A 17,067-nucleotide genomic window follows, 5' to 3' on the forward strand; every position below is an offset into this window, starting at 1 on the left:
GAACAGCGGATAACATATTCGCTGTATGAAGTTCCGTCATGCTAGCCTTGGGTGGTGCACGATGTGAAGCTCGCGTTTCGCGGAGGTTTCGTGACTACGCCCACGGGCACGTTGCGGGCCGACGTCGCGGTCGCCGAGGGGCGAATTGTCGGAATCGAAGCGCCCGGCACTGTGAGCGCCGAGCAGGTTGTGGACGCCGACGGCCTCCACGTCCTGCCGGGCGGGGTCGACCCGCACTGCCACCTCATGGCCGGTCTGGCCGATTCGACGCGCGCCGCCGCGCTCGGTGGTACCACCACCGCCCTGTCGTTCTCCCTGCCCGACGACGGCGAGGAAACCGTGGCGGCGTTCGAACGTGCCCGGGACCTCGTCGCCCAGGGCCTCTCGGCGGTGGACGTCGGCCTGCACGCGATGTGTTACCGCCCCAACGAGCTCACGACCGAAGACCTGACAAAGCTGGCCGAGCTCGGCGCCGACGCGGTCAAGGTGTTCCTCGCCTACCCGGAGCTGGGGATCATGGCGACCGGCGACGGGCTGTACCGCACGATGCTGGCGGCGAAAGCCGTCGGCCTGCCGGTCCAGGTGCACTGTGAAGACGGTGAAGTCGTGGAGGCGCTCGTCGAGGAGGCTTCGGCCGGCGGGCGCACGGGGGCGCGCACGTTCGGCGGGGTGCGCCCGCCCGTGCTCGAGGAGATCGCCGTGCGCCGCGCGCTCGGCATCTCCGGGCTGGCCGGCGCGCGGCTCTACGTGACGCACCTGTCGAGCCGCGAAGCGATCGACCACGTCCGGACGGCCCGCGCGGCCGGCGAGACCGTGGTGACCGCCGAGGCTTGCCTGCACCACCTCCTGCTCACCGACGACGAGTACGACGGTCCCCGCGCCGACACGCTGCTGGTGGCACCCCCGCTGCGAGCGCAGGACCACGTGGCCGCGGTCCGCGAGGCGTTGCGCGACGGCACGCTCGACACCGTCGGCTCCGACCACTCGCAGGAACGCACCGAGGTCGACCGGCGGATCTCGCCGTGCGGCGACACCCACTACGGCATCCCCGGGATCGGGGCACGGCTGCCGCTACTGCTGTCGTGGGGCCTGGACAACGGCATCCCGCTGGAGCGGCTCGTGCACGTGCTGTGCACGGGGCCGGCCGACGCGTTCGGCCACCGGAGCAAGGGCCGGATCGCGCCGGGCGCCGACGCGGATCTCGTCTTGTGGGATCCTGCTGAGACCTGGGTGGCGGACGAGAGCTCGTTCGCCGACGGCACGGGCATCAGTCCGTACGCGGGCACACCCGTGCGGGGTGTGATCCGCTCGGTGTGGGCGCGGGGGCGGGAATTGGTACGCGAAGGGGCGTTCACCGGTACCGGTGAACCGGGGCGGCAAGTCATTCCGGAGAGGGACGGGCAGGCGCGATGACGGAGACCACGCACAGAACCGGGACGAGCGGATCGGACGCCTCGCTCGGCCTGGCGCCTCGTCCGGACAGCCTCGCGATGTCGGTTTACAACACGATCCGGCAGGCCATCGTCGACGGCAAGCTCGCCGCGGCGAGCCGGGTCACCGAGGCCGGTCTGGCCAAGGAACTCGGGGTCAGCAAGACCCCGGTGCGCGAGGCGCTGCTGCGGCTGAAAGAAGTCGGCCTCGTCGAGTCCGACGGCCCTCGCGCCGACCGGATCGTGACGCCGTCGGCGGATCGCCTGCGCGACGCGTACGAGGTCCGCGAAGCGCTCGAGATGAAGTCCGCACGCCTGGCGGCCGAACGCGGTGACCGTGAAGTGCTCCTCGCCGCGCGCCACGAAGCCGAGCGCACCGTGGTGGCGGCGGACCAGCGCGATTTCGGCGCGTATCGCGCGGCTGACGAGGCGTTCCACACGACCATCGCGAAGGCCACGGGCAACACCCGGCTCGCCCGCCTGATCGACGACGCGAACGCGATGATAGTCGCGCTCCGGCAGCGGGATGTCCCCGGAATCGACGCGTCGCCGCTGTGCGCGAGCCAGCACATGGCCATTTCGAAGGCACTCCTGGACGGCGACGGCGCGCTGGCGAGCCGTCTGATGGAGGAACACGTGCGGTCGGTCGGGGACAACGTGGTGGCGTACCTGACGGATCCGGGAAGCGCGCGGCGCGGCTGAGCGCGTCCCGGATGAGGTGGGCCGGTGGCGCGACGGGCTGATCGCCGCGCCACCGCGTCGCCTCAGCGGGCGGTCCAGCCGCCATCGACCATCAAAGTCGTCCCGGTGAGGTAGGTGGCGTCGTCACCGGCCAGGAAGAGCGCCGCGCGAGCGACGTCCTCGGGGCGCCCGAGCCTCGGCCACGGGGTGCGGCTGGTCCAGTACTCCAACCAGGCGGGTTCTCCGGCGCGCGCGCTGGGGCCGGTCTCGATCTTGCCCGGTGCCACGGCGTTGCAGACCACACCCCGCTCGGCGTACTCGGCCGCGATCTGCCGGGTCAGCTGGCTCAGCGCGGCCTTCGACACGCCGTACGCGGTGTCCTCCCGGGCGGCCACGATTCCGTGCTGCGAGGTCACGTTCACGATGCGGCCGCGCACCTCACCACGGGGTTCCTGGGTGAGCATCTGGCGCACGGCGGCCCGGCTGAGCACGAACGGCGCGGTGAGGTTGACCGCGAGCACCTGGTGCCAGTCGTCGTCGGTCGTCTCGAGCAGTTCCCGTCCGACGCTCGTGGCGGCGTTGTTCACGAGCACGTCCAGCCGGCCGTGGCGCTCGGCCACCGCCGGGATGAGCGCCGCGACGGCAGCCGGGTCGGCCAGATCGCACTCGACGAACGTGGCGCCTCCAGCTAGCTCGTCGGTCGGCGCACCACCGTGCCACGCGTCGCGCTGCCGGTCCGCCACCACGACTTGGGCACCCGCGTCGGCGAAACACAACGCGATGGCCCGGCCGATGCCCGATGCGGCGCCGGTCACCACGGCCACCCGCCCCTTGAGGTCACTCACGCGCGACTCACCTCCGCCAGTTTCCTCAGGTGAACGAGGTCGGCCGCCAAGCTGCCGGGCTCGTGCGAGCTGAGGTGGTCCAGCACGAACCAGCCCGCGTAGCCCGCCGCGTCCAGCGCCTCGGACACCCGTGACCAGTCGACGATCCCCGTGTCCAGCCCCGTACGCTGCCAGACCCACGAACCGTCCTCGTCGCGCCGCGGCGCGACGTTCTTGACGTGCACGTGCCGCAGCAGCACGCCCAGAACCCCGGTGGCGAGGAACGGATCCTGCCAGCCTTCGCGGGCCAGGCTGCCCGGGTCGTAGACCACACCGACGCGGTCACTGTCCACTCCGGACAGAGCGCGCCGGGCCAGTGCCGGATCCGGTACGAGGGTGGCGGGCGCGGGTTCGAGCAGCAGCCGCACCCCCCGCTCCGCGGCGGCTCGCGCCTTGTCCGCCAGCAGCTCGCGCAAGCCGGCGAAGCCACTGTCGAAATCGGTGTCGTGCCCGGTCGCGTACACCCGCACGTGCGGAGCTCCCAGGACCACGGCCAGATCACAGATTCGCTGCCACAACGCGGCAGGATAAGCCAGCGCCTCGGGTTCGTGCACGGCCAGGCCCGCACAGGCGAGGCCGTGGCTCGCGGCCGCGGCGGCCACGTCGTCGAGCTGCGCGTCGGAAACCGTGAGCGGCAGCGCCTGCCCCACGCCCACGCCCCACTCGACGCCGTCGAGGCCGTGCTCCGCGGCGAGTGCGCACACCTGGCCGGGATCGAGGCCCGGCAAGGCGGCGCTGGCCACGGCGAGCGGCGCCGTGGTCATCGGCTCCCCGCCCACTCGTGGTGGTGGTCCAGCCACCAGCGCGCGATGTCGAGGCGCCGCATGAACGAGACCCCCTTCTTCTCCGACACGTACTCCAGCAGGTCCCGCACGGCGCTGGCCCGGTTCGCCTGCCCGCTCCAGCGCGGGTGCAGCCCGACGGTGAGCATCCGCGGACCCAGCCCGTGGTCGATCTCGTCGCACAGGTAGTCGATGCCCAGCCGCATGCTCTCGAAGAACTGCGCCGGCGACCCGTACGTGGGATTCAGCAGGTAACGAGTGTCGTTGTAGACCTTCGAATACGGAATCATCAACACCTGTTGACCCGACACGTCCGTGAAGTACGGCAGCTCGTCGTTGCACGCGTCCGAGTCGTAGAGGAAGCCGCCCTCTTCGACCAGCAGCTCGAGCGTGTTCTCACTGGGAAACGAGCGCAGGTACCAGCCCAGCGGCCGCTCCCCCGTCGTGCGTTCCAGCGACGCGATCGCGAGCCGCAGGTGTTCGCGCTCCACCTCACGGTCGACGCGGTTGTATTCGAGCCACCGGTAACCGTGGCCCACGACGTCGTGCGGGCTTTCGCGGATCCATTGCGCCACTTCGGGGTTGCGTTCGAGCGCCGTGGCGCACGCGCCGATCGTGACCGGCACCTCGAAGCGGTCGAACAACCGCGCCAGCCGCCAGATCCCGACCCGGCTGCCGAACTCGTAATGGGTCTCGCTGCCGAAGTCCCGGATCGCCGGGTCGACTTCGTAGTCGTACTCACCCCAGCCGTCGTTGTGGTCGTCGCCGTCGAGCACGGAGTACTCCGAGCCCTCCTCGTAGTTCACCACGATGTTGACGACGAGCTTCTCCTCGCCGGGCCACCGCACTCGCGGCGCGTGCCGCCCGTACCCGACGAAATCCCGCTCGCGCCGCGTGGACTCTGCCACTTTCCGCTCCCTCTCGTGTTTCACCCTGCGGTCCAGCCGCCGTCCACGGGGACGACAGCCCCGGTCATCGAAGCCGAACCCGGGCCCAGCAGGAAACCGATCACCTCGGCCACCTTCCGCGCCGGCGCCGGCGTGCCGAACAAGTTTCGTTCGCGCACGCGCTCGGCCTCACGGCCGCCGGTCTCGTCGCGGCCGCTGCGCGCGAGCATCGGCGTGTCCGTCGGTCCCGGGCACACGCAGTTCACCCGGATCCCGTCCGGTGCGTGGTCGACCGCCATCGCCCGGGTCAGGCCGATCAAGCCCGCCTTGGCCGCGCAGTACGCGGGAAATCCCGCGCCACCGACCATGCCGTACTGCGAGCTCACGTGGACGACGGCTCCGCTCGACCCGCGCCGCATCACCGGCAGGACTTCGCGGGAGACCAGGTACGCGCCGGTCAGGTTCACGTCCAGCACGCGGCGCCACGACTCGGGAGACGTCTCGGTGACGTCTCCGGTGTAGCCGCCGATGCCGGCGCAGTTCACCAGCGCGTCGACGTCAGCGAAGTTCTCGACGATCTCGGCGACGGCCGCGCGCACCGAGTTCTCGTCCGCCACGTCGGCCGCCACCGCGATGAAGTTCCCGGCGTCCCGGGCGGGCACGCCCTCGACGTCGAGATCGATCCCGGCCACGCGAGCACCGGTGGCGAGGCACCGGTCGGTCACCGCCTGCCCGATTCCCGAGCCGGCACCGGTCACGACGATCGTCCGTCCGATCACGACACCACGACCGCGCTTCCGGTCGCGAGCGCTTCCTCACCCGCGAGCGCGACTCGCAAGGTGGCGAGCGCGTCGGCCGGTGTGCACGCCACCAAACCCCGGTCCCCGGCCCCCACGGCCGCGAGGAAACGGGAGTTTGAAGCGCTGAACGGTTCTTCGGTCACCGACGCGGACACTTCCTGCCCGCGGTGGTGACCCGTGAGCCGGAAGTCGGGGTCGAGGGCCATCCTCAGCACTCCGGCGCCGGACACCACGTCGAGGCCGTAGCGGCCGGGGACATCCGCCGGGGTCCAGGCGATCACGATGGTCGCGACGGCGCCGCTGGTCATGCGCAGCACCAGGGTGAGCGCGTCGTCGATGTCCCGGGCGGCGACGCCGGGCCGATCGACGCGAACCGTGCTGCCGACCGCCAGGACCGACTCGACCTCGCCGGCCACCGCGCGAACCAGGTCGATCTGGTGGCTGCCCCGTTCCAGCAGGTTGCCCCCGCCTTGAGCCTGGTCGAGGAACCACGGCCGGGCCGCGGTCGGGCCGACGCTGTAACCCGACAGGCTCACCACGTTCTCGCTCTCCAGCTCGGCACGCAACGGGTCGAGAAGCCCGAGCGCGCGCCACTGGTACCCGACCGCGCACACCACACCGGATTCCCCGGCCAGCCGCGTCAGCTCCGTCGCCTCGGCCAAGTCGCGGGCCACCGGTTTTTCGAGGTACACGGGGATTCCCCGGGCGAACGCCTGCCGGGCCGGCGCGAGGTGGTGCTGGGGCGGCGTGCAGATCCAGACGGCGTCGAGGCCCTGGTCCAGCACCTCGTCGACGTTCGCGCACCCGCGTGCGCCGAACCGCTTGGCGAAGTCGGCCGTGCGCCCGGTGTCCAGGTCGTGCACCGCCCTGATCTCGACGTCGGGGCGGGCCGCGAGGTCCGTGAGGTGGCTCTCGCCGATCCAGCCGAGGCCGATGAGTCCGACGGCCGTGCTCATACCGCGCTCCACAGGGTTCGAGGGTCGAAGTGGTTGGCGGGGCCTTCGGCCAGCCCGCCGATGGACACGCCGGTGACCCGCAGGTTCTTGATCCAGTAGCTGATGATCCCGGGCACCTGATCGTGCTGGATGGCGGCCATCTTCGCAGCGGCCTTGAGCCGGGTCTGCTCGTCGAGCGAGCCGTTGAGGTCCGCGAAGGCGTGGTCGAAATCGGGGTTCTTCCAGTGGGCCGAGTTCCAGATGCCGCCGGAGGTGTAGGCCGGCAGGATCGCCTGGCTCGGCACCCCGCGAGCACCCCAGTCGACGATGCCCATCGGCACTTCGAGCCACGGCTGGCTGTTGCCCGTGCCGTAGTAAGCGCTCTGCTGCTGCACGTTGAGCTGCAGGGTGATTCCCGCCGGCTTCAGTGCCTGCTGCGCGAGAACCGCGTACTGCGGGATCTCCAGGTACTGCTCAGTGGTCAACGTGACCGAAAAGCCGCCCGCGTGCCCGGCGCGGGCGAGCAGCGACTTGGCCAGCGCGTAGTCCTGCTTGCGTTGCGGGACTTGGGCGATCGCCTGCTTCGACACCGGGAACACCGGCGCGAACGAGTGGTCGTTGCCGATCTCGCCGTCACCCCCGAGCAATGCCTGCATCAACGCCGGCCGGTCGAAACAGGCGGCGACCGCCTGCCGGACCAGCGGGCTGTCGAACGGCGCCTGGTCGGTTCGCATGTGGAACCCGCGGTACTCGCTGGACGGGCTCTTGATGATCTTCAGGTTCGGGGTTTCCTGGAGGGCTTGCGCGCTCTGGTGCGGCGCGATCGGCCACACGTTCTCCCGCCCGCCCTGCATGTTGAGCGCGATCGTGCTGTCGTCGGCGTAGTAGGTCAGCCGCAGGCTGTCCAGGTACGGATACCGCTTGTCCCAGTAATCCGGGTTGCGGGCGAAGGTGGCGCCGGTCTCGGGCTGGTAGCCGGTCATGATGAACGCACCGGTCCCGACGCGGCCCTTCGCGAAATCGCCGATCTGGTACTTGTCCGGCAGGATGATCGCGTTGAAGTTGAAGGCGGACACGAGGTACGGGAAGTCCACGAACGGCTGGTCGAGGTGGAACGTGACCGTGTGGTCGTCGACCTTCTCGATGTTGCCGTGCGAGAAGATCCCCTTGAACGCCGACAGCGCCGAGGAGTTCACCTTCGGATCCGTCAGCAGGTTCATCGTGTAGACGACGTCGTCAGCGGTGAACGGCTTGCCGTCGTGCCACTTCACGCCTTGGCGCAGCACGAAGGTCCAGGTGTCCGGCTTGGCCGCCGACCAGGACACCGCGAGCCGCGGGTCGAGTGTGTAGTCCGCCCGCGGGAAACACAGGTACTCACCGGCGATCTGCGCCGTCGTCTGACCGCCCTGGTTGTAGAGGGTCACCGGGTCCACCAGCGAGGCCGGCCGGGTGATCGCGACGTTCGCCGTGCCACCACGCCGCGGCGGGCCCGAGGCCGGCACGGAGTTGATGCCACCGCCCTGTCCGCAGGCCGCGAGGATGACCGAGGCGGCGGGCAGACCGAGCCCGAGCACACTGGCCCGGCGCAGGAACCCGCGCCTGCTCAGGCGCCGGGCTCGCACCTCTTCGAACAAGTGGTACTCGTAGTCGTCCATCGGCAGTTCCTCCACACGGGACACGCCGAACGGGTGCCGCCGGGTTCCGACCCTCAGACGCTGGGCCGAGATTTGATATTCCAAATACGCTAACCCGCCTCACGGGCCGAGCACAATCCCCGTTCGCCCTCGGATCGCCCTCGTCCCTGCCAGACGCGCTGATCAGCATCAATCTCCACGCTCAGCGACAGGTCGGTAACACGACGACATCAAGCGAGGACGTAACTTCCCTTCGCGCGACAGATACGCTATACCGAATATCTACGGGCGTCGGCATGAGCGGCCCGCAGACCATCTCCCCGGCGTTCTCCCGGATGCGCCCCACCAGACGACAGGGCTGGGCTCAGACATGATCGGATTCATCACCAAACGGCTCGGGCTGAGCGTGCTGACGCTCCTGCTCGTGTCGATCATCGTGTTCGCCGTCTCGCAGGTACTCCCCGGCGATGTGGGACGCACGATCCTCGGGCCGTACGCAACCAGCGACCAGGTCGCGCAACTCAACCACTCGCTCGGGCTCGACCGGCCGCTGCCCGTGCGCTACTTCGACTACATGTGGGGGTTCCTCCACGGAGACTGGGGCAAGTCCTATCTCCTGCAGGAACCCGTCACCGGTCTCGTGCTCGGGCACCTCGGCGACTCGCTGATGCTCGGCGGGTTCGCACTCGTCATCGCGGTGCCGATCTCGCTCGGGTTCGGTGTGATCGCGGCCCTGCGGCGCGACCGGTTCGCCGACCGCGCGATCTCGGTGACCGGGCTGTCGCTGATCGCCCTTCCGGAGTTCGTCGCCGGCACCGTGCTGCTGGTCGTGTTCGGGGTGTCGCTCAAGTGGTTCCCGGTCTCGTCCTCGGTGCCACTGCCCAATGTCGTGGACGTGTTCCGGCAGTTCATGCTGCCGGCGATCCCCCTGATGTTCGTCCTCTTCGGCTACATCTCGCGCATGGCGCGCGCGGGCACGGTCGACGTGCTCGAATCCGCCTACGTGCGCACGGCCGTCCTGAAAGGACTGAAACCCGGCCGCGTCATCGGCAAACACGTACTGCGCAACTCACTACTGCCCGCGATCACCGTGGTGAGCGCGCAGGTCGGTTACGCCGTCGGCGGCCTCGTCGTCGTGGAGAAGCTCTTCAACTACCCCGGCATCGGCCAGCTCATCTACACCTCGGCCACGGGCCACGACCTGCCGGTGCTCGAGGCGGCCGTGCTCGTGATCGCCGTGATCTACACCCTGGCGAACCTGTGCGCCGACCTGCTCTACGGCGTGCTCAACCCCCGCATCCGCCTGGCTGCGGCCTGATCCGGCCGGACGCGAAGGAGAACTCCCCATGACGTCGACGGAGACGATACCCACGCAAGCGATCGGCGGCGCCGCGCCCGGTGGTGCGTCCGCCGCCGCGAAAGCGCGCCGCAGCGAGGTCGCCCGCGGACTGCTGCGGTCCCCCACCTTCCTGATCGGCGCGGTGATCCTGCTGTTCTGGGTCGTCGACGCCATCTTCTGGCACGCCTTCGTGCCGCATGACCCGCAGCAGATTTTCCCCGACACGCTGAAAGGCCCGTCGGGCTCGCACCTGTTCGGGACCGACAACCTCGGCCGCGACGTGTTCTCGCGGCTGCTGGCCGGCGCCTCGCCCGTGCTCACCGTCGCCCCGGCGGCCACCGCGCTCGGCCTCGTCGGCGGTGCCGTGGTCGGACTGTTCACCGGGTACTACCGCGGAGTGCTCGACGACGTCACGATGCGGATCGTCGATGCCGTGCTGGCGTTCCCGCTGGTCATCATCGCCGTTCTGGTGCTGACGGTGCTGGGCTCCGGTGAGCTGCCGGTGATCCTCCTGATCGCGGTCACGTTCGTCCCCGGCGTCGCCCGAACGGTTCGCGCCGCGGTGCTCACCCAGAGGGAACTCGAATACGTCGCGGCAGCCAAGCTCGCTGGTGCGTCGGGCCCGAAGATCATGTTCACCGAGATCCTGCCGAACGTCACCGGGCCGATCATCGTCGAGGGCACCGTGCGGCTCGGCTACGCCATCTTCACCTCGGCGACGCTGTCCTTCCTCACGCTCGGCATCCAGCAGCCTTCGCCCGACTGGGGCCTGACGATCTCGCTGGGCCAGGTCTACCTGCAGGTCGCGCCATGGATCGTCCTCTTCCCCGCGCTGGCGCTCGCGACGCTGGTCGTCGCCGTCAACCTCGTCGCCGACGGCCTCCAGCGCGTGCTGGACGCCTGATCACCCCCGGAAGGCACCGAAATGACCACCACACTGGAACAGCCGACGCTGGCCGTGCGCAACCTGGACATCAGCTACCGCCGGGGCACACAGGAATCGCCGGTGGTGCGGGACGTTTCGTTCACGATCCGCCCCGGCGAAGCGTACGGCCTCGTCGGCGAGTCCGGCTGCGGAAAGACCACGGTCGCGATGTCGATCATGCGCTACCTGCCGGACAACGCGACGGTCGGCGACGGCAGTGGCATCAGCTTCTCCGGCGAAGACGTGCTGGGAGCGGGCAAGACGGCGCTGCGCCAGTGGCGCGGTGGCCGGATCGCGATGGTGTACCAGAACCCCGGCGCGTCGCTGAACCCGTCGATGCGTGTCGGCGCCCAGGTCGCCGAGGGCATCCGGGTACACAGTGGACTGTCCGGCTCGGAGTGCAAGCGCAAGGCGCTGGAGATGCTCGCGAAGGTACGGATCCCCGACCCGGAAGCCGTCGCCGCCCGCTACCCCCACGAGCTCTCAGGCGGGCAACAGCAGCGCGTGATGATCGCGATGGCGCTGTCGGGCAACCCCGACCTGCTGGTGCTGGACGAGCCCACGACCGGGCTCGACGCCACCGTGGAGGCCGAGGTGCTGGAGCTGATCCGGCAGCTGCGCGAGGAGTTCCACACCGCCGTGCTGTTCATCAGCCACAACCTCGGCATCGTCGCGCAGATCTGCGATCGCGTCGGCGTGCTCTACGCCGGACGGCTGGTCGAGGAAGCACCGGCCGCGGAACTGTTCGCCGCGCCGCAGCACCCGTACACGCGCGACTTGCTGCGTTCTGTGCCTCGCCACGGCGTCACCAAAACGGCCGGCATGCTCGCCACCATCCCCGGTTCCCTGCCCGCACCGGGCACTGCGTTGAGCGGCTGTCCGTACGCCGCGAGGTGCGAGCTCGCCACCGAGCGCTGCCACACCGAAACGCCTCCGGTGGAGACCGTCGGCAGCGAGCACGCCGTGAGCTGCTTCCACCACGACGAAGTGGCGCAGGATCGCGCGGTCGAGCGGTTCCAGGATTGTGCACGAGAGACCGAAGTCCTGCTGGAGGTCCGCAACCTGACCAAGCGGTACCGGACCGGCGGCCGAGAGTTCACCGCGGTGTCCGACGTGTCGTTCGAACTGCACCGCGGCGAGGTGTTCGGCCTGGTCGGTGAATCCGGCAGCGGCAAGACCACCATCGCCAAGTGCATCGCCGGCATGACCCGGCCGTCGGAGGGCGCGCTGCGTTTCGAAGACGTCACGCTCACGAAGCGGCCGGGCCGCGAAGAGCGGACATTGCGCCGGAAGATCCAGATGGTGTTCCAGAACCCGGACAACGCGCTCAACCCGCGCCATCCCGTGCGCCGCATCATCAGCCGCGCGGTCACCCTCCTCAACGGCCGCTTGCGCGGGCAGGCCCGCGAAGACCGGGTCGAGGAGCTGACGTCCTCGGTCCGCCTCGAGCCGCGGCACCTCGACGTCCGCCCGCGCGCGTTGTCCGGTGGCCTCAAGCAGCGCGTGGCGATCGCCCGGGCCTTCGCCGGAGAGCCGTCCCTGGTGCTGTGCGACGAACCCGTCTCCGCCCTCGACGTCTCGGTGCAGGCGGCGATCCTCAACCTGCTCGTCGAACTGCAGGTGGCCAAGGACGTCGCGTACCTGTTCATCTCGCACGACATGTCCGTGGTGCGCTACCTCGCCGACCGGATCGGCGTCCTCTACCTCGGGCAGCTGGTCGAGATCGGCACGGCCGACGCCGTTTTCCAGCCACCGCACCACCCCTACACCGAGGCACTGCTGTCGGCCGCACCCGACCTCGACCCCGGGCAGACGCGCGAACGGATCCGCCTCGACGGCACCTACCCCAGCGCGTCGGCCCCGCCCAGCGGATGCCGCTTCCACACGCGCTGCCCGCGTCAGCTGGGCGAGATCTGCCGCACGCAGGAACCACCGTGGCAGGACACTGGGAAGGGCAACACCTACCGCTGCCACATCGCCCCGCAAGACCTGCTGCGGCGGATCAAGTCCGAATAGGACTCGCGTCCACCAAGCCGGCGGTTCTGGCCGGAGCTCCCCCCACTCGGGCCAGAACCGCCATCCATCCCGGCCAGCCGGAGCACCGAATCACCCTCGATCCCCCGGCGACGTCCCGGTGGCAGGCGTCAGGTCGTGGTGCGACGACCGGCCACCCGGGCCCGGTCGGGCCGTACGAAGCGGCCGTGCCCCGGTTCGCCGACGATGTGGCCACCGTCGAACACCCGGTGCCCGCGCGAGAAGGTGGTCACCACACCTCCGGTGAACCGGGCTCCTTCGAGGAACGTGGCGTTGGCGGCGGCCTTGGAGAACCCCTCCGGGCGGAAGGTCCACTGCCGGCCGGTGTCGACGAGCACCAGGTCCGCGTCCGCTCCCGGTGCGATCCGGCCCTTCGCCGGGAGGTCGAAGATCTCGGCCGCGCGGGCCGACGTCAGCCGCACAACGTCGGGCAGGGTGAGGCGGCCGTCGTGCACGGCGGTGAGCAGGATCGGCAGCATGGTTTCCAGACCGGGCAGCCCGGGCGGTGACACGAAGATGTCCTGCTCGCCGGCCGCGATCTCCTCGGGCCGATACGGGCAGTGGTCGGTGCCGATCACGTCGACCCGGCCGGCCCTCACCTCGGCCCAGAGCCGTTCGACGGTCGCGGCGCTGCGCAGCGGGGGGTTGCACTTGGCCCAGGATCCGAACTCGAACAGGGTTTTCTCGTCCAGCTGCAGGTAGTGCGGACAAGTCTCCACGGTGACCTGAACGCCACGGGCCCGTGCTTCGGCGGCGAGCACGACCGATTCGGCGCTGGACACGTGCACCGGCTGCACCCGGGCACCGGTCGCTGCCGCGAGAGCCAGCACGGTCGCGACGGAAGCGTCTTCGGCGACTTGCGGCCGAGCCGCCGCGTGGACGGCGCCGGGCACGCCGTGCTGGTGCCGGGCATTTTCCCCTGCGACAGCAAGGATCTGTTCGTGTTCGCAGTGCAGAGCGTGCACCAGCCCGGTGCGCGCGACCTCCCGCATCACCTCGTGGAGCCGCCCGGTGTCCGGGCAGGACAGTCCGGTGAACTCGGCCTCCCGGCCGAGCGCCGGTGCGTGCAGCCAGGTTTTGAACGCCACCGCGCCGGCCTCGGCCATCGCGGCGATCTCGTGGCGGTTCTCCCACGCCGCGCCGCCGTAGAGGGCGTAGTCGACCAACGCGTCGGGCTGCAGCCGCACAGCTCGGTCCGCGAGTGTCCGGCCCGATTTGACCGGGGGTTCCGAGGTCGGCATCTCGCAGATCGTGGTGACTCCCCCGGCCGCCGCGGCCGCGGTTCCCGAGCGGAAGGTCTCACGGTCGGGCCGAGCCGGTGCGCGCAGGTGCACGTGGGTGTCGACGAGCCCGGGGAGCAGGTACAGCCCACCGGCGTCGAGGTGTTCGGCGGCGGAGGGCCGCGTGCCCGCGTCGAGGACGTCGGCCACCTTTCCGTCCGCGACGGCCACCGTCGCCCGGCGCACTCCCTGCGCACTCACCAACTGCACGTCGTGCAGGACCAGGTCGTAATCCACAATGCTCCTCGTCGATTTGGCAAACGTCCCCAGCAAAGAGGTCTCGCGCTCACTGCGCGATATAGCCCCCGTCGACGACGAGGGTGGCGCCCGTGATGAACGACGCATCGGACGAGCACAGGAAGGCGGCCGCGGCCGCGACCTCCTCCGGCTGCCCGAACCGGCCGAGCGGCACCCGGCCCAGCGCCGCGGCGCGCGCGGAATCCGCGTTCCCGGTGCGTTCGAAGCTCCTGCGCAGAAAGGGGGTGTCCGTCGGGCCAGGGCACAGGCAGTTGACCCGCACGCCTTCGCCCGCGTGGTCCAGCGCAAGGGACCGCGTCAGGTTCACCACGCCACCTTTGCTCGCCGTGTAAGCGACGGAACCGCGAGTGCCGACGAGACCGAGCTGACTCGCGATCAGCAGCAACGCCCCGCCTTCGGCGCGAGCCAGGTGCGGGATCGCGGCCGCCGCCAAGTGGAACGCGGCAGTGAGGTTCACCGACAGCACGCTGGCCCACTGGTGCGCCGTGAGTTCCGGGGCCGTCCCGCCGACCGAGGTCGCGGCGCTGTGAACGAGCACGTCCAGCCCGCCGGGTGCGGCCGCTTCCGCCACCGCCTCCCGCGTCGCGGCTCCGTCGGCCAGGTCGAGCAGCCGGCCGTGGTGACCGTCGCCAGGCAGCGCTCGTACCGTCTCCCGCAGGTTTTCGGGGTCCCGGTCGAGGATGGTGACCGCGGCACCCTCGAGCGCGAGGCGTTCTGCGATGGCCCGGCCGATGCCGGCCGCGCCGCCGGTCACCACGGCACGACGACTGGCGAATCTGGCCGCCCTCGGCGGTTCAGTAGTGGTGTTCACGCAGCCATCCCAGGTAGGTGGTCAGCCCGACGGCCAGAGGCGTCGGTTCGCGTACCGACAGCTCTCGCAGTCTGGTCACGTCCAGCGCACCGGTGCGGTGCCCCGGTGGCAGCCGGAGGAGCAACGGGTCCCCGCCGGCGTGGGGCGCACCCACCACCGAGTTCACCGTGTCGGCCAGCTCGGCGAGCGTGACGGCAGTGCCGGAACCGATGTTGTACAGCCGGTGCGGCGGGCCTTCGGCGCCGGCGAGGGCGGCGACGCCTTCCGCGATATCTGCGACCCACGTCGGATCGAAGGACTGGCCCGCTGCCTCCGCGGCCACGCGCACCAGCCTGCCGCCCAGCGCGGCCCGGACCGCGGTGTAAGGCAGTGACATGACCTGCCTCGTGCCGGTGTCCCGTTCGAGCGGGCCGTAACACGCGGCCACCCGGGCGATCACCGCTCCGGCTTCGGCCGCCAGCTGCTCGGCCGCGAGTTTCGAGGCCGGGTAGTCGCCGGGGTCCGTCCGCACGGGACTCGCCTCGTCGAGCACACCGGCGCTGTCCGCGTAGACCGAGGCCGAGGAGACGTACACGACCCGCGCCGGTCCCGCGGCCGCCAGCACCGCGGCGGTACCGTCCACATTGACCTGTCGCAGAGTCGCGCGATCCCCGTTCGTCACCGCGGCCGCGTGGATCACCACCTCGGGCCGAACCTCGGCGAACACCGCGCCAGGATCACGCACGTCGAGCTTCCGGTACTCGACGGGCCGGCCCGCCCACAGGGCCAGCACGTCGGCCGGCGGCTCCGCCAGGTCGGCGGCGACCACCCGGCCACCTCGGTCGGCGACTGCCCGGACGAGGTGTGCGCCGAGGAACCCGGCGCTGCCCGTCACGATCGTGCCGGCCACGGTCACACGGTCCACGACGAACGGCGGACGTGGTCGAGAAATGCCTTCGTGCGTTCGTGACTCGGGTTCTCGAACACCGCGCGGGCCGGTCCTTCTTCGGCGATGACCCCACCGTCCATCATCACCACGCGATCGGCCACCCGCCGGGCGAAGCCCATTTCGTGCGTCACGACCAGCATGGTCAGGCCGTCGTCGGCGAGCTGCTTCATCGTCTCGAGAACCTCGCCGACGAGCTCGGGATCGAGTGCCGAGGTCACTTCGTCGAACAACACCAGCCGTGGTTCCATCGCCAGCGCGCGCGCAATCGCCACACGCTGCTGCTGACCGCCGGACAGCTGGCTGGGGTGGCGGTCCGCGAACGTCTCCATCCGAACGCGGGCCAGGTATTCGCGCGCGTTCTTCTCCGCTTCCCGCGGGTCCGTGCCGAGCACACGCACCTGTCCCTCGGTCACGTTGCGCAGCACGCTGAAGTGGGGCCAGAGGTTGTACTGCTGGAAGACCATCCCGACGCGGCTGCGCAGCGCGCGCATGGCCTGTTGCTCTTCCCGGCCCGTCATCTCGGCGTGCAGGCGCACCCCGTCGAGCGTGACCTCACCGCCGGTGGGTTTCTCCAGCCAGTTGACGCTTCGCAACAGCGTCGACTTGCCGGTGCCCGACGGACCGATGATCGCCACCGTCTCGCCGGCGCGCACTTCGAGGTCGATGCCGCGAAGGACCTCGGTGGTACCAAACGTCTTGCGCAGCCCGCTGATGCGCAACAGCGGGAGCACGGCCTCGGTGGCCGGCTGCTGGGACATGTCTGCTCCGGTCGATCGGCTCATCGGTCAGGGAGGGCGAAGCGTCGTTCGCTGTAGCGCTGCGCCAGCATCAGCAGACTGGTCACGACCAAGTACAGCAAGCCCGCGGTGCCGAGGATCTCGACGGCGCGGTAGGTGCTCGACACGATCTGCTGCGCGTTGAGCATCAGGTCCGGCACAGTGATCACGGAGACCAGCGCACTGTTCTTCACCAGCAGGATCGCGTTGTTGATGTAGGGCGGGATGACGATCCGCACCGCCTGCGGCAGCACGATCCGGTGCATCGTCTGCACGTAGGTCATGTTCACCGCGAAGGCGGCCTCTGTCTGCGTACGGGGGATCGCTTCGATGCCGGATCGGATGATCTCCGCCTTGTACGCGGCGGAGTTCAGCGTCATGCCGATCACGGCCGCGGCGAACGCCGGCAGCTGCAGGCCGAAACTCGGTGCCGCGTAGTAGATGAAGAACAGCACCAGCAGCACCGGCGTGCCACGCATGATCCACACGTAGATCGCCGCGAGGACCCGGAGCCACTGGCGGTGCGAGATCCGGGCCATCGCGATGAAGGTGCCGAGCACGGTCGCGAGGACCAGGGTGATCGCCGAAACCTCAACGGTGACCAGCAAACCGTCCAGGAGCAGGGGAAAGTACTGTGCCACAACGGAGAAGTCAAGATTCATGGGGTTTCCCCTTCGTCGCGC

At 70.0% G+C, this 17,067-nt stretch carries 16 protein-coding genes; 5 read left to right on the forward strand and 11 right to left on the reverse strand.

Annotation, left to right across the window (positions count from 1 at the left end; translation table 11 throughout):
• Positions 1-90: 90 nt before the first annotated feature.
• On the forward strand, positions 91-1,413 hold the full coding sequence (locus tag AB0H62_RS31740) for an amidohydrolase family protein (protein ID WP_360590135.1): 1,323 nt from the start codon (positions 91-93) through the stop codon (positions 1,411-1,413).
• Complete coding sequence (locus AB0H62_RS31745; protein WP_220239788.1) at positions 1,410-2,132, forward strand: GntR family transcriptional regulator; 723 nt, start codon at positions 1,410-1,412, stop codon at positions 2,130-2,132. Before AB0H62_RS31740 ends, AB0H62_RS31745 begins: the two co-directional genes overlap by 4 nt.
• 62 nt (positions 2,133-2,194) lie before the next feature.
• Here AB0H62_RS31745 and AB0H62_RS31750 read toward each other — a convergent pair whose 3' ends face one another.
• Genes AB0H62_RS31750 through AB0H62_RS31775 form a run of 6 tightly spaced genes read right to left on the reverse strand, consistent with a single transcriptional unit; the run spans position 2,195 to position 8,054 of the window.
• The gene (locus AB0H62_RS31750; RefSeq protein WP_360590138.1) at positions 2,195-2,956 is read right to left on the reverse strand and encodes an SDR family oxidoreductase; all 762 of its coding nucleotides are present in this window, start codon (positions 2,954-2,956) and stop codon (positions 2,195-2,197) included.
• Positions 2,953-3,759: a sugar phosphate isomerase/epimerase gene (locus AB0H62_RS31755; RefSeq protein ID WP_220239786.1), complete on the reverse strand. Its 807-nt coding sequence runs from the start codon at positions 3,757-3,759 to the stop codon at positions 2,953-2,955. Before AB0H62_RS31755 ends, AB0H62_RS31750 begins: the two co-directional genes overlap by 4 nt.
• Entirely contained in the window at positions 3,756-4,685 is a 930-nt protein-coding gene (locus AB0H62_RS31760) for an allantoinase (protein WP_360590140.1), read from the reverse strand. The genes AB0H62_RS31755 and AB0H62_RS31760 overlap by 4 nt, the downstream gene beginning before the upstream one ends.
• Before the next feature lie 20 nt (positions 4,686-4,705).
• Positions 4,706-5,443 carry an SDR family oxidoreductase gene (locus AB0H62_RS31765; RefSeq protein ID WP_360590142.1) on the reverse strand — a complete coding sequence of 246 codons (738 nt, stop codon included), beginning with the start codon at positions 5,441-5,443 and terminating at the stop codon, positions 4,706-4,708.
• Positions 5,440-6,420 carry a Gfo/Idh/MocA family oxidoreductase gene (locus tag AB0H62_RS31770; protein WP_220239783.1) on the reverse strand — a complete coding sequence of 327 codons (981 nt, stop codon included), beginning with the start codon at positions 6,418-6,420 and terminating at the stop codon, positions 5,440-5,442. Before AB0H62_RS31770 ends, AB0H62_RS31765 begins: the two co-directional genes overlap by 4 nt.
• Positions 6,417-8,054: an ABC transporter substrate-binding protein gene (locus AB0H62_RS31775; protein ID WP_220239782.1), complete on the reverse strand. Its 1,638-nt coding sequence runs from the start codon at positions 8,052-8,054 to the stop codon at positions 6,417-6,419. Before AB0H62_RS31775 ends, AB0H62_RS31770 begins: the two co-directional genes overlap by 4 nt.
• Positions 8,055-8,403: 349 nt before the next feature.
• Here AB0H62_RS31775 and AB0H62_RS31780 point away from each other — a divergent pair, with 349 nt between their 5' ends.
• The 3 genes from AB0H62_RS31780 to AB0H62_RS31790 are packed head-to-tail and all read left to right on the forward strand — an operon-like array spanning position 8,404 to position 12,313.
• Entirely contained in the window at positions 8,404-9,351 is a 948-nt protein-coding gene (locus AB0H62_RS31780; protein ID WP_220239781.1) for an ABC transporter permease, read from the forward strand.
• Between the two features lie 28 nt (positions 9,352-9,379).
• Complete coding sequence (locus AB0H62_RS31785) at positions 9,380-10,276, forward strand: ABC transporter permease (RefSeq protein ID WP_220239780.1); 897 nt, start codon at positions 9,380-9,382, stop codon at positions 10,274-10,276.
• A gap of 21 nt (positions 10,277-10,297) precedes the next feature.
• Positions 10,298-12,313 carry an ABC transporter ATP-binding protein gene (locus AB0H62_RS31790; protein ID WP_360590145.1) on the forward strand — a complete coding sequence of 672 codons (2,016 nt, stop codon included), beginning with the start codon at positions 10,298-10,300 and terminating at the stop codon, positions 12,311-12,313.
• Between the two features lie 128 nt (positions 12,314-12,441).
• Here AB0H62_RS31790 and allB read toward each other — a convergent pair whose 3' ends face one another.
• The 5 genes from allB to AB0H62_RS31815 are packed head-to-tail and all read right to left on the reverse strand — an operon-like array spanning position 12,442 to position 17,046.
• Complete coding sequence (gene allB / locus AB0H62_RS31795) at positions 12,442-13,848, reverse strand: allantoinase AllB (RefSeq protein WP_360590147.1); 1,407 nt, start codon at positions 13,846-13,848, stop codon at positions 12,442-12,444.
• 49 nt (positions 13,849-13,897) lie between these two features.
• The gene (locus AB0H62_RS31800; protein ID WP_360590149.1) at positions 13,898-14,623 is read right to left on the reverse strand and encodes an SDR family NAD(P)-dependent oxidoreductase; all 726 of its coding nucleotides are present in this window, start codon (positions 14,621-14,623) and stop codon (positions 13,898-13,900) included.
• A 40-nt stretch (positions 14,624-14,663) separates the two neighbouring features.
• Positions 14,664-15,569 (reverse strand): NAD(P)-dependent oxidoreductase, encoded by a 906-nt coding sequence (locus AB0H62_RS31805; RefSeq protein WP_220239776.1) that lies wholly within the window; start codon positions 15,567-15,569, stop codon positions 14,664-14,666.
• Positions 15,570-15,571: 2 nt separating this feature from the next.
• Complete coding sequence (locus tag AB0H62_RS31810) at positions 15,572-16,366, reverse strand: amino acid ABC transporter ATP-binding protein (protein ID WP_360590151.1); 795 nt, start codon at positions 16,364-16,366, stop codon at positions 15,572-15,574.
• 20 nt (positions 16,367-16,386) lie between these two features.
• Positions 16,387-17,046 (reverse strand): amino acid ABC transporter permease, encoded by a 660-nt coding sequence (locus AB0H62_RS31815; protein ID WP_360590153.1) that lies wholly within the window; start codon positions 17,044-17,046, stop codon positions 16,387-16,389.
• Positions 17,047-17,067 lie beyond the last annotated feature (21 nt).

The organism is Amycolatopsis sp. NPDC050768, from assembly GCF_040654155.1.
Lineage (GTDB): Bacteria > Actinomycetota > Actinomycetes > Mycobacteriales > Pseudonocardiaceae > Amycolatopsis.